Source organism: Lentibacillus kimchii (assembly GCF_055381965.1).
Genome location: NZ_AP043933.1, coordinates 1 through 14,474, shown reverse-complemented (window position 1 = coordinate 14,474; position 14,474 = coordinate 1). Strand labels below are relative to the sequence as shown.

Sequence of the window (14,474 nt, the reverse complement as noted above, 5' to 3'; positions counted from 1 at the left end):
ACCAACCGCCCCCTTTAATGTTTAAAAGCCATTAAAAACCTAAGCATATATCATGCTTAGGTTTCATCAGCAACAGGATCGCCCCATTTGTTTACGTTTATGTCGTTAGCTTTACTGTTGAAATGTTCCAGCAGGCCATGAGCGATATGATGTATTTTTTCTATATAAACCTTGTCATCATTCTCTTTCGGATAACCTTGTTCAATATCTTTGTGGGTTAGTTCAATAGCCTTTTCTAATTTTTCTTTTTTATCATCGTCTTTATCATAATCGATTTTTTGTAATTCTTCTTCGGTCTTTTTGACTAATCTTTCAACCATATCAGGATTATAGGGTTTGTCAGTTTCAAATGATTGTTTCAACATCGCCTTTGCGATACTTTGATGTGCTTCATACAAATAATGATTTGATGGATATCTCTCTGGATCATTTTCGCCATCAGCCACAAGTGAAGTTAAATGGACAGGATCACTCATGTACGAATCATCGTTTGTTTCTGTATTATTGTCCGTTTGAACCTTGCTGTTTGTCTGATCTGTCGAGAAAATAAATAAAGCTATGGTGGCCACCGATATAACACCAACAGACATTATTACTTTTTTCATACTATCCCTCCCAATACTTTATATATTGCTTGAAAATTATAACAAAGCTTGCTGAATATGAATATATCTCCAAAAAAATTATGCGGCCGTTGGATAATAGGGGGGTGATATGATGTTTTCATTCCTGCTCGGAATATACGGGCGCATGATGCAACGGTAATTGATCCAGCTTCCAATTGATCCTACTCGATTAAGTGGGTGTTCTGGCCATTTGAGAAGCTCTCATTAAATGCCACGACTTCACCATGTAAAGATATATGATCAAAATGATCAGTCGCATATCTTAGGAGACTATCCCCTAGAGATTTTCACCAATTTGCGGTACAATAATAATCACGATCAGATGAGAGTGCCCATCTATACGCAGTGATTTATAACGCTTCGCTTCATAAATCACTGCGTATTGACGATGGGTTTCCTGCGGGGGCTTTGGATAATGGTAAAGTCGATGGAACGACTTTATTTATTTAAACACTAATTTTAAGGCAGGTGATTGATTTGTCTAGCGGTTATTATATGTTCGATTGCCAAACTGTAAATAAGTCAAATCAATCAGCTGTCGCTATGGCTTCGTATCGTTCAGGCGAACAATTATATTCGATGCGAGATGGCGAAACAAAAAATTATAAAGATCGTTTTGTTGAACCTGAATCTTTTATTATGAAACCAAATCATGCTCCCGATTGGACGCTTGAACGTGAGAAATTATGGAACGAGGTTGAACGTTTTGAAACGCAAGAAAATGCTCAAATAGCTAGAAATATTGTTATGTCTTTACCCAATAACATGACCGAAGAACAACAACGTGAAGCAACCGAGGACTATGTTAGAGAAAATTTCACAGATGATGGCATGGTTGCTGATGTTTCCATCCATCGTGATGATGTTAATAATCCTCATGTTCATATGCTATTAACGGCTCGAGCATTGAAAGAAAATGGTGAGTGGGAAGAACGAAAATCTAAACGAGTACCTAAGCTAGATGAACATGGTAATCAGATGTATAACGAAAAGGGTTGGAAACAAACCAAGTCCATCAAATTGAATGACTGGGATAGTAAAAAGAAGCTGCTTCAATGGCGAGAAAATTGGGCGGAAAAATTAAATGAGAAGGCCAGGAAATACGATTTAGAACAAACATACAGTGCTAAATCTTATGAAGAACAAGGTCTCAGTAAAAAACCCCAGATACGTTTGACAAGAAACGAATATCAATTAGAAAAACGTAAGAAACAGGAATCTGAACAGAACGGTGAAAGGTATCAGCCCGTTACTTATTATGCTCAAAGAAACGAAGAAATTAAACGCTATAATGACCAACATCAAGACGTTATTCGTCTTGAAGATTATAAGCAAAAAGCAGATTTAGATAAACAATTAAAAGAGCTGCGCCAGAAATCCCATCACGATGAAAATAAGATACAAGCAACGAATTTATTAGTTCAACGTGCTAAGGGTTATGTTGATTTTCAAATAGCGAAACAGCTTCATCAAGAATTTCATGATAATCATAATAAATGGAAGCTGAAACTTGAACGAAACGAAACATTAATCAAAGCTAAAAAGAATCTCTATGCTGATTTAATGGCGAAACATAAAAAGCATCCAGAAGCCGTTGAAAGTTACGGTTTTTCTTCTAATCATTTCAAAAAAGACATGAAACAAGAACTCCAAAATACCAAACAAGAGGAACAAAAGTTAGAAGAAGAAAAAGATAAATTTGAAGAATTACGTCAGGCAACGGTGACCGGTTTGGATTATCAAAAAGAGTTATTAGATCGGGAGTTTGCCGCCATATATGATGAAGCATCACTTGATGACTATCGTTATGATGAAAAGTATTTTGCGATGCAATTAATCAAAGATCATAACATCCTGTTACCTGAAGATAAGATCAAAACTGAATTTCAGTTCCAGGACAAAGAGCAGGCCTATCATCAGCACTATACGCCGGTTTGGAAGCAAGCTAAAGATATGGCAACGTCTCTTGAAATATATAGCCGGACCATTACGAAATTAGAGAATAAACAAACGAAAGATATGTCTCCTGAAGATTATAAAGATACACAGATTAAACTTAAGGCCTATCAAGCATTAAAACAGGATTATGAGGCTTATTTAGAAGAGATAGCCCCTATCATAGATAATCAAATTGAGCATTTAACTGATGATCCTGAAATGAATCGTGCTGATATGCAGGTTAAGGTAGCTGCTTTGGAAGCCTATGATCAATTAGAAGCATCTGAAAAAGCTAATTTTCATTTCAAATCCTTTGCTGAAGAATTGCAGCAGAAATATGAGCAAGAATCTCAGTACCTTAAACAACAAGGTCGAGGTCAGGATGAACAAAACGAAGAACGAGAACAGCTTAATCATAAGGAAGCTGCCAAATCCAAAGATATATCAGATGGTTTATTTGATGTCTTGGAGTCTCTGTCACAGGAAAGAGATAATGATCAGGACTTTTCGAAAAGAGACCGAACGAAGGCCTTTAGACGGAAAGCATCAGATGGACGTGAATTATAGATGGAAAGATCCTAATAAATCCGAATAGGAAACAGGGAAAATTGGACTGTACATAATCAGTCCAAAATCAACACCTACGAGGTTTATGATAAACATCAAGATACGTATGAAGATACGAAAAATAGTTGTTTTCAGTCACACTTGATGGCTTATTATAATCGAAAATCTTTCAAGCTGTTTTTGATGTCATCCTCCTCAATGCCAATATAACGCTTGGTGATGTTCTGCGAGGAGTGATTGAAGATCACCATAAGAGTTACAATATCCTTCGTTTGCTGGAAATAGTGATATCCGAAGGTTTTTCGCATGGTGTGGGTGCCCACGTAATCATAACCGCACTTTTCCCCAGCAGCTTTTAAGATGCGATAAGCCTGAACGGTCGACATCGGTTTTCCTGTACGCTGACTGGCAAACAGATAACCTTCATTTGGTTGATCCCCCAGATACTCGGCAATATCAGCCATGACCGCATCTAAATGGACAAGCCGTGATTTGCTTGTCTTACCTTCCTGGATCTTAACACTGCTTCGGCCCTTCACATCTTCAATCCGCAGCTGTAATAAATCGCCAATCCTTAGACCTGTATTAATGCCTAAACTAAATAATAAGTTATTGCGTTTCGGATACGTCGTCTGGTTGAGTGCTTCACGCATGTTTTGAATCTCGGCTGTCGAACGTAGTGGCTCGACGTTTTCCACGACCTGATCGCCCATGAAAATCCCTCTTTTTTAGTGTATGGTAACCTTAACTAGTTAAGGTTACCATACATGTCCTAAAAGGTCTAAAAGAAAAGCCTGGCAAATGGGGATTTGACATGTAAGGTTTTAGCAAAACATTACATGTGATAACCGCTCTACTTATATCTTTATTTTTCCCTTTAGTAAAAATAATGTTTAACAACTACAAACTCAAATGTAGGTTAATTATACATTTTAGGTAACATATAATTGACAAAATAAAAATATAAGTTACAATTAAATTGAATTCTAAGGGGTGATTCATTTGAAGCAAACCTTTATAAAAAACAGAGTTAAGATTACTCGTATTGAAAAAAGAGAGGATTTAACACAAGGAAAATTAGCGAAATTAGTGGGAGTAACCCGTCAAACAATGAATTTAATTGAAACACAAAAATATAACCCAACTATCCGTGTCTGTTTGCTTATAAGTGAATATTTAAGGACTTCCCTGGACGAACTTTTTTGGATAGATGATTCATCTGACGGAGGTGTTTAAATGCCAAAAAGAGTTATATGGATGCTAATTAGTGGTGTTATTGCCGCTACTATTTTAAGTATTATTTTAAAGGAAATACAATGGGGTCCCTTAGTAGGGATCATACTAGGCGTGTATATATCTGAATATTATAGGGAGAAAGAAGGTACAGAAGAAATTGAAACTGACGAAAGAGTTAATAATAATATTAAGCAATTCATGATCTTTATATTCAGCCTATCTTATACACTGCTTATCATTTACTTACTCATGGGCAAATATGTAGTAAAACAGGGGGTAGCTATCGAACCGTTATTTTTAATTTTATATCTTTTATGCACGTTGTTTATTGCTTTCTTCATAGGTCCTTATTTTATAAAAAGAAAGTGATAAATTACTAAGGCAGAGAAATGAAAAATACTCCCCCTTCTATTTTAAGAAAAGGGAGTATTTCCTATTAGAAGCACTTGTTAACGCAACTAATCATTACGCTAGCCTGTCCACTTGCTGCAAATGTTAAACAAGGGGCACAGCCTACAACTGTTGCACATGCTGGAGCGCACGCTGCTGCAACCGCAGCATAGATCCAATTAGCTACTTTGTGCTCTTTTAGACAATCAAGAATACATGAAAACCCTTGAACCTCAATACCATCTTGGGTCACTAAGTCATCCTTAACTAAAGCCCCATTTTCGTAGTAAATATAGCGAACATTATTATTAGATTGTAAATAAATGTGAATTTCTCTTGTTGCCTCTTGATTCAGATTTCTATCAAACTGGATAACATACTTTCCATGGGCATTTTCTTTCGAATTATTAATTGGGAAGTTAGCAACGAACTTTATTTTACCTGAAATATTTAATTTAGATATTGTAACAGAGTCAAATTTGATATCTCCCTTAGGTTCGACACTTCCATCTTCAATCAACAATTTGGACTCCTGTGTCGCTTGTTTAATTTCATCTTCAGAAACCTCTAACATAGATTCCCTTAAAGCAACAGCTAAATCTTCTGCTGTAAAAGACATGATCTCCTCATCTCCTTATAGTTTAATATTTGATTGCAATCAATGGAGGTGGCACTCGGAATTGAACCGAGAATCAAGGTTTTGCAGACCTTGGCCTTAACCGTTTGGCTATGCCACCAAATGCCTTGTACTGTATAAAGGGGCATGACTTTCTTCAAAAACAACCACTTTTAAAACTTTTTTATGAAAAACTAAATTTTTTCTGCCAATCTGGTCCGGAGTTCCATAAGGATTCTTGTTAGATCTGAAATCCAGTGATTGTATGAAATCGTCTCCCTTCTCTTCCTAAAGGGGAATGAGAAAGCCAATTATCAACCATTCAAGACATTTTTTCTTTTTCACAAGGGAAGGATTGCCCTTTTCCCTGACAGAGAACGAATCCCTGATCCGTCAGCTCAGCCTGCATAGCTTTGAGTTTCCTCGCCAATAAAACACAAACATCCTGATAAAAGGCTTTATCCTCACTGGCGCAGCATTCAATTTGGCTGGCCATATGAACGTAAGTCGTTAACACCCGGTAATACCGTTGAATGGCCCGTTCACTGTATGATGGCTTCATGTTTCATTCCTCCCTAATCTTCATTTTGCTGGAGCATTCGTTTCAGTTCTTCGATGGTGTTGATCAGTTTGCTAAGCTTTTTCTCAAAATGCAGTAAGAAGTAGGCAACGAGCACGATAGGAAAACCAACATCCCGCAGCAGCGTCACCCAAACAGACAAGTCCTGACTCAACATAATCCCTTCTTTCGCTAGAGAATTTTGATGCTCGTATATCTAAAAGGGATACAAGTACCGTATTTATCAACCTATTTTCTAAATTTGTCTATTTTTACTGAAAAAATCATGATAAGCTGGAATGAACGGAACATGTGTTCCTATAAATTTAACAAAGTGGTTGATTTTTGGATATTTCATGTCCCTTTAATAAGTGAGGTGATACGTATGGAGAGGAGCAAAAATCAATGTCATGAAAGCCTTGAGACATTCCAGCAAAGGCATCCCAGGTTTTTTCAGCAGCCAGTCGTTCAGTCCTTTCTGCGGAACGAAAAGCACCGGGAACTTGTGAGACAAGCCATTTGTTTTCCAACAAGACAAAATATGCGGCTGGTAGATGAGGCGTTTCAAGCCTTTTACAGCAATGTGAGAGCGATATCATATTTAGCTAAAGCCGTTCATTCGCAGGCGATTGATTTTGATAAGGTCGCCCAGAAGCATGCTAGTCGTGAAATGCTGACACTGGATCAGCCCCTAAGGGCGGAGGAATATGGGGAAGGTGCTACGCACAAGGACATGCTTTATCAGCCGTCATCTGACATGACTGGCATAATAGCTTGCGAAACAATGGACGACTATGTTAAAGATCCACCCTTATATCAAGCCATTCAAAGCCTGACGCCCAAACAGCAACAAATCTTAACATACAAGTATGTTCGCCAACTGTCGAATAAGGAAATTGCTGATCAGTTCGGGGATTCACCGCAAAATGTATCCATGCTTCATCACAAGGCATTGCAACATTTAAAAAGCCAACTTAAAAAGGAGCCTGATCGTTATGATGACAACTGAAACAGCCCTCAAGCAATTACAGCCTAAAGTCCAAAAGTCACTTTATTATGCCAAACCTCAGGACCGGGAGGACTTAGAACAGGAATTAAACCTTAAAATCATTAAGTGCACCCATGATGACCTTTTGGAAAGGACACCGGGATTCTGGGAGTTTGCTGCGCGATTAGATTAGCAGAGAGAATCTTCTTAAAAACGCGTGTGCCTCCACATGTATGTTGTTATTCCAACATGAGACTGAGGGAAAGCCTTAAACCACGATTTTGTGTATCATCTTTCAATATATCAGACATAATATATATAAAATATATACAATGTTATATGGAGATGATATAATGAATGAAAATGGTATGGGAGGATTTCATATGACGACAACCGCCCAAAAATGGGGAGGAAGCACCGGCGTTCGGATTCCTCAGCATCTAGCAAAGAAGTATGGTATCGCTCCTGGAACTAAAGTTCAAGTATCTGATGATGGCGAAAAAGTCGTTTTAAATCCTGTGGAAGATAAGCCGACATTAGAAGAACTTGTAGCTAAGTGTACACCGGAGAGCAGCCATGAAGAAATTGACTTTGGCGGACCGGTTGGAAGGGAACTTATTTAATATGTCATTTGATGAACAAACAAAGAAACAAGCATTTGAGAAAGTCGATAGAGGGGACATTGTTTTAATCAATTTTGATCCTCAATCGGGGAAAGAAATAACCGGTAACAGGTATGCGGTTGTTCTTTCCCCGAATCTTTTTAATGCTAATACGGGATTCGTCTCATTATGTCCTATAACTAATACCAAGCGAGGATTTGGTTACGAAGTAGATATTCCTGAAGCTGAAGTGGCCATTCAAGGGAAAGATAAAACCTTCTATTTATCAGGTGTCATCTTGACTCATCAATTAAAAAACTTAGATGCACGTTCTAGACGATTAAAAGCTGTAGGTCATATGCCAGATGAAGTTATAGAAGACTGTATAGATCGTGTTAGTACATATTTGTCTTAAAAGACAGAGCATAAACGCCCTGTCTTTTTTCGTATATATTTGGATTTCACAAACATTACATCAAAAAACGGACAAGTTTGGAATTGCCCCCGATTAGGCTCATAGTCGTTATATATGTTATAGTAAGAATTAAAGAAAGTAATAACACAAGGAAAATGTATAACAAAACCAAAACAGGAGGCATACTATGGCGACAGAGGCAAGCAAGGAAAACAGGAGTGTGACCCATATGGATCATCAAAAAAAGCGTGTTACCGTATCATCTAAACGCCAAATCAGCATTCCCAAAGAGTTTTACGACGATCTCAATATCAAAAACGAAATCATTATGGAAAAGATCAATGATAATCTTGTCATCAAGCCAGCCGATTATGATAACTATGAGGATTTCACCGAAGAAATCCTTCACGATTTAATTGCAGAAGGTTATCCTAAGGACGAGTTGGTAGACAAACTGAAAGAGCGCAAACAGAAGATGCAGCCGGCTCTGGATCGTCTTATTGCCGATACAGACAGTGAAGAAAGCATGACCATCGATCGTCTTTTTACAGATGACGCGGAGGATTAAAAGTATGTACCACCTTGTCATTAAAACACCTGCGAAAAAATATATAAAAAAGCTTCAAAACAAGCAATTGCGATCGCTGTATCAAAACGCCTTTGAGGATATTAAAGCTAATCCATATACAGCTGGTAATCTCAAAAAGGGCGATATTGCAGGGATCTTTGTTTATGACTTTTCCTATCAGGGGACTGAACACAAGGTAGCTTATACGGTTGACGGTCAAACCATCACGTTTCTGCTTGCAGGCACACATGAAAATTTTTATAAACACCTGAAACGGTACTGGCAATAAAATCAGCATGGTTTTTGGTGTCTTGTGTACATTGATGACTCATATAATGCAATATTTGTTGCATTAAAGTAAGGATCTCGTGTACACCTTATTTAATACAACCATTATTGCAAAGGATAGATAATTGATGGCGCTCTATAACGTGCGGGATGCTTTGAAACTGCTGCAAACCTATAAAATAACGAGTCATGAAGAAAGTGTGCGCCGATGGCTGCGTCAGGGCTATATTAAAGGGATTCCACCTGAATCCCGCAAAGAAGGATGGCTGATTCAGGAAGAGAATCTGCTGGACTTCATCCGTGCCCGTATGCCGGAGAATATAACACTTGATCCATCTAATACAACAAATAATGCAAAAGAGGATACTCGGGATGCCATTCGTGCGGAAATGTGGTGGGAGCTCGTCCGGAAAAACCTATTTGAGGATGCTTTGGAAGTTAAGAAATCTTCAGTACGTGCATGTGTGGAACATATGGGCTTTTCCAAAGCATTTGAAACCTATGCCTGGGGCTATTTACAGCAGAACAAACGAGGCTATGCCACACCGCGCATTCCCTATCTTTTGGAGGCTGCTTTGTTCGATGGTCATCGTATAAAGCTGGATACAGCCTATGAAGCTAAAGAGGAACAGATCTTATTTGCGGTACTGGAACATTTGCGGCAAGAGAAAGTAACATAACCCTGTTGTTCCGGTCTATAAAATGTATGAAACTAACCCTTTTATTACATTTTTAATACAACAAATGTTGTATTAAAATAACGGTTTAGCCTTAAGGCGATCGGGCCAGCTCCTTAAGTTATTAAAAAAGAGCTGATAAAGTTATCAACTCCTTGATACTAAATAGCTCATATTGGTTGCTTTTTTTCGACGATGCAGCATCAGATAAAATAAGCTTAACTTTTTATGATCTCTGTATGTGCCTCTATCGATTCCATAATAAGAGATTGTATACCTGGCTGTAGTTGATCGACTACTTTATAGCCTCTGGCGTTAATATCTAAAGCTCTTATTTGAACACTATCGATGATTCCCTGCACATGATGATATTTCGTTTTTAATGGAATATCGGTTACATACTTTGATTCTCTGGAGGTAATAGGCAGTGCCCAAACAAATGAGCTATTGGCATTCACCAGGTTATTGCTAATAATGACGCATGGTCTATTTTTACCTTTTTCCCGGCCCTTAGTTGGGTCTAAATTAACGATGACAATATCGAATTGATTTACCATAATTCTCTTCCCCTGGGTTCATCATCAAAAATTTCGGATTCAGTGTAAGAACCACCATATCTATAAAAGTTTTGTATTTGCTCCTTAAAGGACTCCGCTTCCTTTTTCTCGAAAACCAATTTCCCATCTTCGATATGATAATCTAAAATATCCCCAACTGCAAAACCAGCCTTGTATAGCGCTTCTTGATTTAACGTAATGGCTTGACTGTTCCCATGCTTGAATACCTTGGCTTCTTTATTAGCCATCATCATCACCTCATATAAAGTATAGCAAAAGTATACACTTTTGTATATACTTTTGCTCATTTATATATATGTACGTTTTAACGACGCTAATGGTAAGCATCTCTATAATCGAAAAACAGCGGGCATATCGTCATGCAATTCCTGTTTAAATCGTTTCAGCAATGAAGTTGTGATTTTTCGTTCAGCTTTTTGGCGTATTTGTCTGATACGTTCTGGTGTGACGTTATATATGGCACTGGCTTCTTTTAAATTAACTTTCGGATGAGTTACCCCGTATAAATCAGCCAAAATCTTTTGTTCTCTTTCTTTTAGAACGTGCTTTTCAGCATTATAAACTTTAATAAAACGCCTAAATTCCTCGGATTCTGGATCATCCAATATTTTATAATACGGTTTAGGTTGGTGAAAGCCAGGGATATGATTAGGACTTCTAGGGGAATTCACCATATCCATGAAGAAAATGACATCATCGCTTGTTATTGTTCTAGCCGTCAATTAGAGTCCCCCCTTCTTATCATTATTAGTGACTTTTTGCACCAGATGTGATCAGTCATCATCTTTTTTGAATAAACGAGAAAAGAATCCTCTTTTTGGTTTTTCCTCTTGGGATTCCTCAGCTGCGGCAATCTGTTTTTTAGTTTCCAACTTATCCTCCATGGACTGAAGCAAAGCCTGGTCACGTTCTTCTAACCGTGTATTTATGTATTCCTGCTGCTGGCTTAACTGTTCTGACTGCTTGTCCAGCCTATCGGATAGCTGACTAATCAATTCATTCTGTTTACTTATCATGTCGCTTTGCTCTTGAACCATACTTTTCAGTTCCTCTATGTCGCTATCATTCAATGATTCGTCGCTATTTATATCATTCGTCATGCTGCTATCCTGATCCATAGAAACCACGTTTTGTACGGATTGTTCCAGCGATACACCGCTATTATTACCCGATATTATATTACGTAGCGTTATTATATCCTCATCACGGTAATAGCGATGCCCTTGACTATTGCGCCCAATCTTATAACCATACTGCTCTAATAATGCGCTATATTTGCGCAATGTTGCCGGCTTTAACTGTAGCATTACTGCCATATCTGCCGGGCTATACACCTTCATACGCTCACCGCCTTCTCAATTCATTCTAGCGATATAGCGATAAAACGTAAATATATATTACCCCCCTGCAGGAAACCTTTTAAATGCAGTTTTCGTTTTAAAACCATTGCGTGTAGATAGGCCACTCCCTTCTGGTCATGATGTTTCTTAAGAAACGAAAGAGAATCTTCAAGATTCATCATAGCTAAATAATTTAACCGTGAATATGCTCCCATTTTTTTAAGGAAAACGGTCCCCCCCTTGTTAATTTACAAAAATAAGGATACTCCCATATAAGTATACAAATGCTTATCAATTTGCTTTTTATGTTTTCAGGATCGATACCACTTGCAATCCAACTAATAGGGCGTATTTTTGATTATTTTAGTATTCTGGAACTGCTGGATAAGTTAGTCTAGTAATCATTGTGATGATATTCATGATAGATAATCTTGCTCCGCCATAAAAAAACAGCAACTCTATGAGCTGCCGTTTCCTCTATCAAGTGTTTAGCAAATGTTGTCAAAATTTCCGCCTGATGATAGTATTTAAGTTAACAAATCAAAAATCCCTGTCACAGAAAGTCCGGCAAGACAATTTTTGTAAGACAGGGAAATCCGATAAGCTTCAATATGTTTAATTGTATTCTTATTGTACACGAGAAGACATATCTTGTAAAGATTGAAGCCTTCGATTTCTCTGTTAAGTTCGGACGAGCTGTGACAGGGATATGGGAGGTTTTTTTAATGTCTAATAGATTTAATATTTATGATGAATATAGAGACAAATTCTATCGTCTGCCTAAAGTGTTTTTCACCAACGATACATACAGCAACCTATCAAATGATGCCAAAATGGCCTGGGCCATTCTCCAAGATAGGCTAGAGCTATCAAGAAAGAATGGCTGGATTGATGATGTTGGCGATTACTACTTTATTTTCTCCAATAAAAGACTAGGTGAACTAATAAATTTAGGCAAAACAACGGTTGTAAAAGTTAAAAATGAATTAGTCGATGCAGGATTATTAGAACAAATACAGCGTGGCTTAAATAAAACTAATCTGCTTTATTTAAATAAACCAGAAGTTACTAAGGATGATGTTTACTACATAAATGAACAAGAAAAGACCTCTGAATCCAGTCGTGACAAGGAGGTTCAAAATCTGAACTCCCGGAAGTTCAAAAATCGAACTCCCAGAAGTTCAGAAAATGAACTTCAAGAAGTTCAAAAAATGAACGAGAATGATACTGACCTTAACGAAACTGAATTTAGTGATAGTGATGATGATGAGAATAAAAAAACGCGCGTAAGCATTCGTGAAGAACTCACCCAACTGACTGACACCAATCCGCATCTTAAATCGTTATTCGAACATCTGAAAAGCGAGATGCTAGACCCCTATATTGTTCAGGACATTTTGACGGAAATGCTCGATCAGCACATGCTAGATTATAGATTAATAGATGCCCGCAACCAGCTGGATTATATGAAAGACCAGATCAGCAAGGGCGAATCCTATACATATTTTGGACGTTTCTTCGTAAATGGTCTGAAGAAACGTTCCAAAACGGCCCTGGATGTCGAACATGAGAACCAGATGGCTCAGCAGCAACAAGCGCAGCGTGATACGAGTATGTATTATGACTGGCTAAATGATGGCCTGGACCCGGAAGTTTGATGATAATCCTAAGCTAATTTACCATTTATAGTTTCACAGACTGTCTGTGTGCTTTCATTTTAAACTGACAGGGTAAATGGTCATTTAGCATTTAAAACGATTTGAGCAGGATCTGTGCGCTTTCGGATGGTTGGTTCATTAATCGCCACCCGGATAAAGCAAGCAAGTGTCACCACCAGCCTTACTAGTTGCTCAGAGTGCCAATGGGTGGCTACGCTTTGATGGAAGGTCATGCTGTCAGTCCGTGAGCGCACCCGTCATTTGAGGAACTAAACGGGCCAAGTGATGACTTTTGATACTTATGCGGCACGCACTGCTTGTATTCAGGCATGAAACTGGCAACCAATCTAATAGAAGGGGATGGAATCGACATGGACGAGCGTAATGTTATCGCAGGTTATCACATTATGGGAAGTGAAAACGGGGCTTTAATCTTAAATACAGACAAACTATTTTATTGGCATATTCATAAGCGTTTTCGGCGGGATGAAGAAACACCGATCCAGAAAGGGGATATTGTTCAGGTTGCCACAGCTAAAGGCCCCAAACCCGTTTTGGTTATGGATGTCTTCCGGGAGGAAACGTCAAACAACAAGAAACACTATAAACAGGTGATGAATATCATTGAGAGGGCACCTGAAGGTACCAGTCAAAGTCAGGCTTCATCATCGGAACGCTCATAAGGTATAAGCAGTGGTCTGATCGTTATTTTAATAGCTTTTAAAACCAAAATTTTAAGATGCAATCAATAAATGATTAATATAACAATTAATGTAAAAGACTTGAAAACATCTTGGGTGTTTTTGTCCGTTTTTCTTCAAACGGTGAGGTTAAGTAGCTTGAACTTTTTCAAAAAGTGTACTTTTTGAAAGGTGCCCCAAAATGAATTATGTTTCAAAAAAACAACATAATTCATTTTGGGGCATTGCAAAAGAGACGAAACCATTTTGACATGGATTATTTTTTAAATACTCTTAATTATACCTTTTCAGGGCGTTGGGCATAGACAGACTATGTGGGATATCAATGTATACCACATAGTCTGTCTATGCCGATTACGGTCTATAGAATTCCACGATATTATCAATATCATCTTCATAATAAAGAAGGTAAATTCTCATATCATCGGATCCTGATTTAACATTTGTGAATGTACGATAACTAGGACTTGTTACACTGACATAGCCTTCCCGTGTTCCGATTGTTTCATAAATGCCAGTGCTCTGTTTACGTTGTAACTGCATACGCCAGTTACTTCTACTTCCATCAGATAATCCGCTATATTCCGTAGGTTCAATACTCACATCAACTTGTGTTCCGTTATTGCTCACACATAGTTGAAAATACATGTTTACATAATAATTGGCGTCTTTATAAGGTGCGCAAGGCATAATAATGATATTCCTTTCAAATTAATTAATATATGAG

The 14,474-nt window shown here is 37.9% G+C and carries 22 protein-coding genes and 1 tRNA gene; 12 read left to right on the top strand and 11 right to left on the bottom strand.

Features of this window, described 5'->3' with window-relative positions:
- Positions 1–56 precede the first annotated feature (56 nt).
- A complete protein-coding gene (locus ACZ444_RS00205; RefSeq protein ID WP_382358816.1) occupies positions 57–605 on the bottom strand; it encodes a hypothetical protein in 549 nt (182 codons plus the stop codon).
- A 516-nt stretch (positions 606–1,121) separates the two neighbouring features.
- Here ACZ444_RS00205 and ACZ444_RS00200 point away from each other — a divergent pair.
- The gene (locus ACZ444_RS00200) at positions 1,122–3,131 is read left to right on the top strand and encodes a MobA/MobL family protein (RefSeq protein WP_464433228.1); all 2,010 of its coding nucleotides are present in this window, start codon (positions 1,122–1,124) and stop codon (positions 3,129–3,131) included.
- A 152-nt stretch (positions 3,132–3,283) separates the two neighbouring features.
- Here ACZ444_RS00200 and ACZ444_RS00195 read toward each other — a convergent pair whose 3' ends face one another.
- Entirely contained in the window at positions 3,284–3,844 is a 561-nt protein-coding gene (locus ACZ444_RS00195) for a tyrosine-type recombinase/integrase (RefSeq protein WP_382358814.1), read from the bottom strand.
- Positions 3,845–4,133: 289 nt separating this feature from the next.
- Between ACZ444_RS00195 and ACZ444_RS00190 the strand changes: the two genes are divergently transcribed.
- Both ACZ444_RS00190 and ACZ444_RS00185 read left to right on the top strand, forming a co-directional pair.
- A complete protein-coding gene (locus tag ACZ444_RS00190; protein WP_382358813.1) occupies positions 4,134–4,367 on the top strand; it encodes a helix-turn-helix transcriptional regulator in 234 nt (77 codons plus the stop codon).
- Positions 4,368–4,736, top strand: coding sequence for a hypothetical protein (locus tag ACZ444_RS00185; protein WP_382358812.1), 369 nt, complete (start codon positions 4,368–4,370; stop codon positions 4,734–4,736). It abuts the gene before it with no gap.
- Positions 4,737–4,803: 67 nt separating this feature from the next.
- Here ACZ444_RS00185 and ACZ444_RS00180 read toward each other — a convergent pair whose 3' ends face one another.
- The 4 genes from ACZ444_RS00180 to ACZ444_RS00165 all read right to left on the bottom strand — a co-directional run bounded on the left by ACZ444_RS00180 (position 4,804) and on the right by ACZ444_RS00165 (position 6,107).
- On the bottom strand, positions 4,804–5,376 hold the full coding sequence (locus ACZ444_RS00180) for a hypothetical protein (RefSeq protein ID WP_382358811.1): 573 nt from the start codon (positions 5,374–5,376) through the stop codon (positions 4,804–4,806).
- 43 nt (positions 5,377–5,419) lie between these two features.
- Positions 5,420–5,494, bottom strand: a tRNA-Cys gene (locus tag ACZ444_RS00175).
- Positions 5,495–5,695: 201 nt separating this feature from the next.
- Positions 5,696–5,935, bottom strand: a complete 240-nt coding sequence (locus ACZ444_RS00170; RefSeq protein ID WP_382358810.1) for a hypothetical protein — start codon at positions 5,933–5,935, stop codon at positions 5,696–5,698.
- Between the two features lie 13 nt (positions 5,936–5,948).
- Complete coding sequence (locus ACZ444_RS00165) at positions 5,949–6,107, bottom strand: YvrJ family protein (RefSeq protein ID WP_382358809.1); 159 nt, start codon at positions 6,105–6,107, stop codon at positions 5,949–5,951.
- A gap of 210 nt (positions 6,108–6,317) precedes the next feature.
- Here ACZ444_RS00165 and ACZ444_RS00160 point away from each other — a divergent pair, with 210 nt between their 5' ends.
- The 7 genes from ACZ444_RS00160 (at position 6,318) to ACZ444_RS00130 (ending at position 9,473) form a co-directional block, all read left to right on the top strand.
- Positions 6,318–6,941: an RNA polymerase sigma factor gene (locus ACZ444_RS00160; protein ID WP_382358808.1), complete on the top strand. Its 624-nt coding sequence runs from the start codon at positions 6,318–6,320 to the stop codon at positions 6,939–6,941.
- Positions 6,928–7,113 carry a hypothetical protein gene (locus tag ACZ444_RS00155; RefSeq protein WP_382358807.1) on the top strand — a complete coding sequence of 62 codons (186 nt, stop codon included), beginning with the start codon at positions 6,928–6,930 and terminating at the stop codon, positions 7,111–7,113. The genes ACZ444_RS00160 and ACZ444_RS00155 overlap by 14 nt, the downstream gene beginning before the upstream one ends.
- A gap of 190 nt (positions 7,114–7,303) precedes the next feature.
- Entirely contained in the window at positions 7,304–7,543 is a 240-nt protein-coding gene (locus ACZ444_RS00150; RefSeq protein WP_382358806.1) for an AbrB/MazE/SpoVT family DNA-binding domain-containing protein, read from the top strand.
- A gap of 1 nt (position 7,544) precedes the next feature.
- On the top strand, positions 7,545–7,937 hold the full coding sequence (locus ACZ444_RS00145) for a type II toxin-antitoxin system PemK/MazF family toxin (RefSeq protein WP_464433225.1): 393 nt from the start codon (positions 7,545–7,547) through the stop codon (positions 7,935–7,937).
- A gap of 187 nt (positions 7,938–8,124) precedes the next feature.
- Positions 8,125–8,505: an AbrB/MazE/SpoVT family DNA-binding domain-containing protein gene (locus ACZ444_RS00140; protein ID WP_382358804.1), complete on the top strand. Its 381-nt coding sequence runs from the start codon at positions 8,125–8,127 to the stop codon at positions 8,503–8,505.
- 4 nt (positions 8,506–8,509) lie between these two features.
- Complete coding sequence (locus ACZ444_RS00135; protein ID WP_382358803.1) at positions 8,510–8,794, top strand: type II toxin-antitoxin system RelE/ParE family toxin; 285 nt, start codon at positions 8,510–8,512, stop codon at positions 8,792–8,794.
- A gap of 127 nt (positions 8,795–8,921) precedes the next feature.
- The gene (locus ACZ444_RS00130) at positions 8,922–9,473 is read left to right on the top strand and encodes a hypothetical protein (RefSeq protein WP_382358802.1); all 552 of its coding nucleotides are present in this window, start codon (positions 8,922–8,924) and stop codon (positions 9,471–9,473) included.
- Positions 9,474–9,688: 215 nt separating this feature from the next.
- Here the strand turns inward: ACZ444_RS00130 and ACZ444_RS00125 are convergent, their stop codons facing one another.
- The 4 genes from ACZ444_RS00125 to ACZ444_RS00110 all read right to left on the bottom strand — a co-directional run bounded on the left by ACZ444_RS00125 (position 9,689) and on the right by ACZ444_RS00110 (position 11,388).
- On the bottom strand, positions 9,689–10,027 hold the full coding sequence (locus tag ACZ444_RS00125; RefSeq protein WP_382358801.1) for a type II toxin-antitoxin system PemK/MazF family toxin: 339 nt from the start codon (positions 10,025–10,027) through the stop codon (positions 9,689–9,691).
- Positions 10,021–10,275 (bottom strand): AbrB/MazE/SpoVT family DNA-binding domain-containing protein, encoded by a 255-nt coding sequence (locus ACZ444_RS00120; protein ID WP_382358800.1) that lies wholly within the window; start codon positions 10,273–10,275, stop codon positions 10,021–10,023. Before ACZ444_RS00120 ends, ACZ444_RS00125 begins: the two co-directional genes overlap by 7 nt.
- Before the next feature lie 102 nt (positions 10,276–10,377).
- The gene (locus ACZ444_RS00115; protein WP_382358799.1) at positions 10,378–10,770 is read right to left on the bottom strand and encodes a sigma factor-like helix-turn-helix DNA-binding protein; all 393 of its coding nucleotides are present in this window, start codon (positions 10,768–10,770) and stop codon (positions 10,378–10,380) included.
- A gap of 51 nt (positions 10,771–10,821) precedes the next feature.
- Positions 10,822–11,388, bottom strand: coding sequence for a helix-turn-helix domain-containing protein (locus ACZ444_RS00110; protein WP_382358798.1), 567 nt, complete (start codon positions 11,386–11,388; stop codon positions 10,822–10,824).
- A 725-nt stretch (positions 11,389–12,113) separates the two neighbouring features.
- On the opposite strand from ACZ444_RS00110, the gene ACZ444_RS00105 reads away from it, so the two are divergent.
- Together ACZ444_RS00105 and ACZ444_RS00100 are read left to right on the top strand one after the other, a co-directional pair.
- Positions 12,114–13,046 (top strand): replication initiator protein A, encoded by a 933-nt coding sequence (locus tag ACZ444_RS00105; RefSeq protein WP_464433223.1) that lies wholly within the window; start codon positions 12,114–12,116, stop codon positions 13,044–13,046.
- A gap of 371 nt (positions 13,047–13,417) precedes the next feature.
- Complete coding sequence (locus tag ACZ444_RS00100) at positions 13,418–13,729, top strand: DUF5839 family protein (protein ID WP_382359253.1); 312 nt, start codon at positions 13,418–13,420, stop codon at positions 13,727–13,729.
- Between the two features lie 372 nt (positions 13,730–14,101).
- Here the strand turns inward: ACZ444_RS00100 and ACZ444_RS00095 are convergent, their stop codons facing one another.
- Positions 14,102–14,290 carry a hypothetical protein gene (locus tag ACZ444_RS00095; RefSeq protein WP_382359256.1) on the bottom strand — a complete coding sequence of 63 codons (189 nt, stop codon included), beginning with the start codon at positions 14,288–14,290 and terminating at the stop codon, positions 14,102–14,104.
- Positions 14,291–14,474: the final 184 nt, after the last annotated feature.

Bases quoted from the DNA above. Each gene is read 5' to 3' on its own strand.
- ACZ444_RS00135 (WP_382358803.1), top strand. From the start codon at position 8,510: ATGTACCACCTTGTCATTAAAACACCTGCGAAAAAATATATAAAAAAG.
- ACZ444_RS00195 (WP_382358814.1), bottom strand. From the start codon at position 3,844: ATGGGCGATCAGGTCGTGGAAAACGTCGAGCCACTACGTTCGACAGCC.
- ACZ444_RS00180 (WP_382358811.1), bottom strand. From the start codon at position 5,376: ATGTCTTTTACAGCAGAAGATTTAGCTGTTGCTTTAAGGGAATCTATG.
- ACZ444_RS00140 (WP_382358804.1), top strand. From the start codon at position 8,125: ATGGCGACAGAGGCAAGCAAGGAAAACAGGAGTGTGACCCATATGGAT.
- ACZ444_RS00170 (WP_382358810.1), bottom strand. From the start codon at position 5,935: ATGAAGCCATCATACAGTGAACGGGCCATTCAACGGTATTACCGGGTG.
- ACZ444_RS00185 (WP_382358812.1), top strand. From the start codon at position 4,368: ATGCCAAAAAGAGTTATATGGATGCTAATTAGTGGTGTTATTGCCGCT.
- ACZ444_RS00110 (WP_382358798.1), bottom strand. From the start codon at position 11,388: ATGAAGGTGTATAGCCCGGCAGATATGGCAGTAATGCTACAGTTAAAG.
- ACZ444_RS00105 (WP_464433223.1), top strand. From the start codon at position 12,114: ATGTCTAATAGATTTAATATTTATGATGAATATAGAGACAAATTCTAT.
- ACZ444_RS00155 (WP_382358807.1), top strand. From the start codon at position 6,928: ATGATGACAACTGAAACAGCCCTCAAGCAATTACAGCCTAAAGTCCAA.
- ACZ444_RS00145 (WP_464433225.1), top strand. From the start codon at position 7,545: ATGTCATTTGATGAACAAACAAAGAAACAAGCATTTGAGAAAGTCGAT.
- ACZ444_RS00160 (WP_382358808.1), top strand. From the start codon at position 6,318: ATGGAGAGGAGCAAAAATCAATGTCATGAAAGCCTTGAGACATTCCAG.
- ACZ444_RS00125 (WP_382358801.1), bottom strand. From the start codon at position 10,027: ATGGTAAATCAATTCGATATTGTCATCGTTAATTTAGACCCAACTAAG.
- ACZ444_RS00095 (WP_382359256.1), bottom strand. From the start codon at position 14,290: ATGCAGTTACAACGTAAACAGAGCACTGGCATTTATGAAACAATCGGA.
- ACZ444_RS00120 (WP_382358800.1), bottom strand. From the start codon at position 10,275: ATGGCTAATAAAGAAGCCAAGGTATTCAAGCATGGGAACAGTCAAGCC.
- ACZ444_RS00130 (WP_382358802.1), top strand. From the start codon at position 8,922: ATGGCGCTCTATAACGTGCGGGATGCTTTGAAACTGCTGCAAACCTAT.
- ACZ444_RS00150 (WP_382358806.1), top strand. From the start codon at position 7,304: ATGACGACAACCGCCCAAAAATGGGGAGGAAGCACCGGCGTTCGGATT.
- ACZ444_RS00205 (WP_382358816.1), bottom strand. From the start codon at position 605: ATGAAAAAAGTAATAATGTCTGTTGGTGTTATATCGGTGGCCACCATA.
- ACZ444_RS00100 (WP_382359253.1), top strand. From the start codon at position 13,418: ATGGACGAGCGTAATGTTATCGCAGGTTATCACATTATGGGAAGTGAA.
- ACZ444_RS00200 (WP_464433228.1), top strand. From the start codon at position 1,122: ATGTTCGATTGCCAAACTGTAAATAAGTCAAATCAATCAGCTGTCGCT.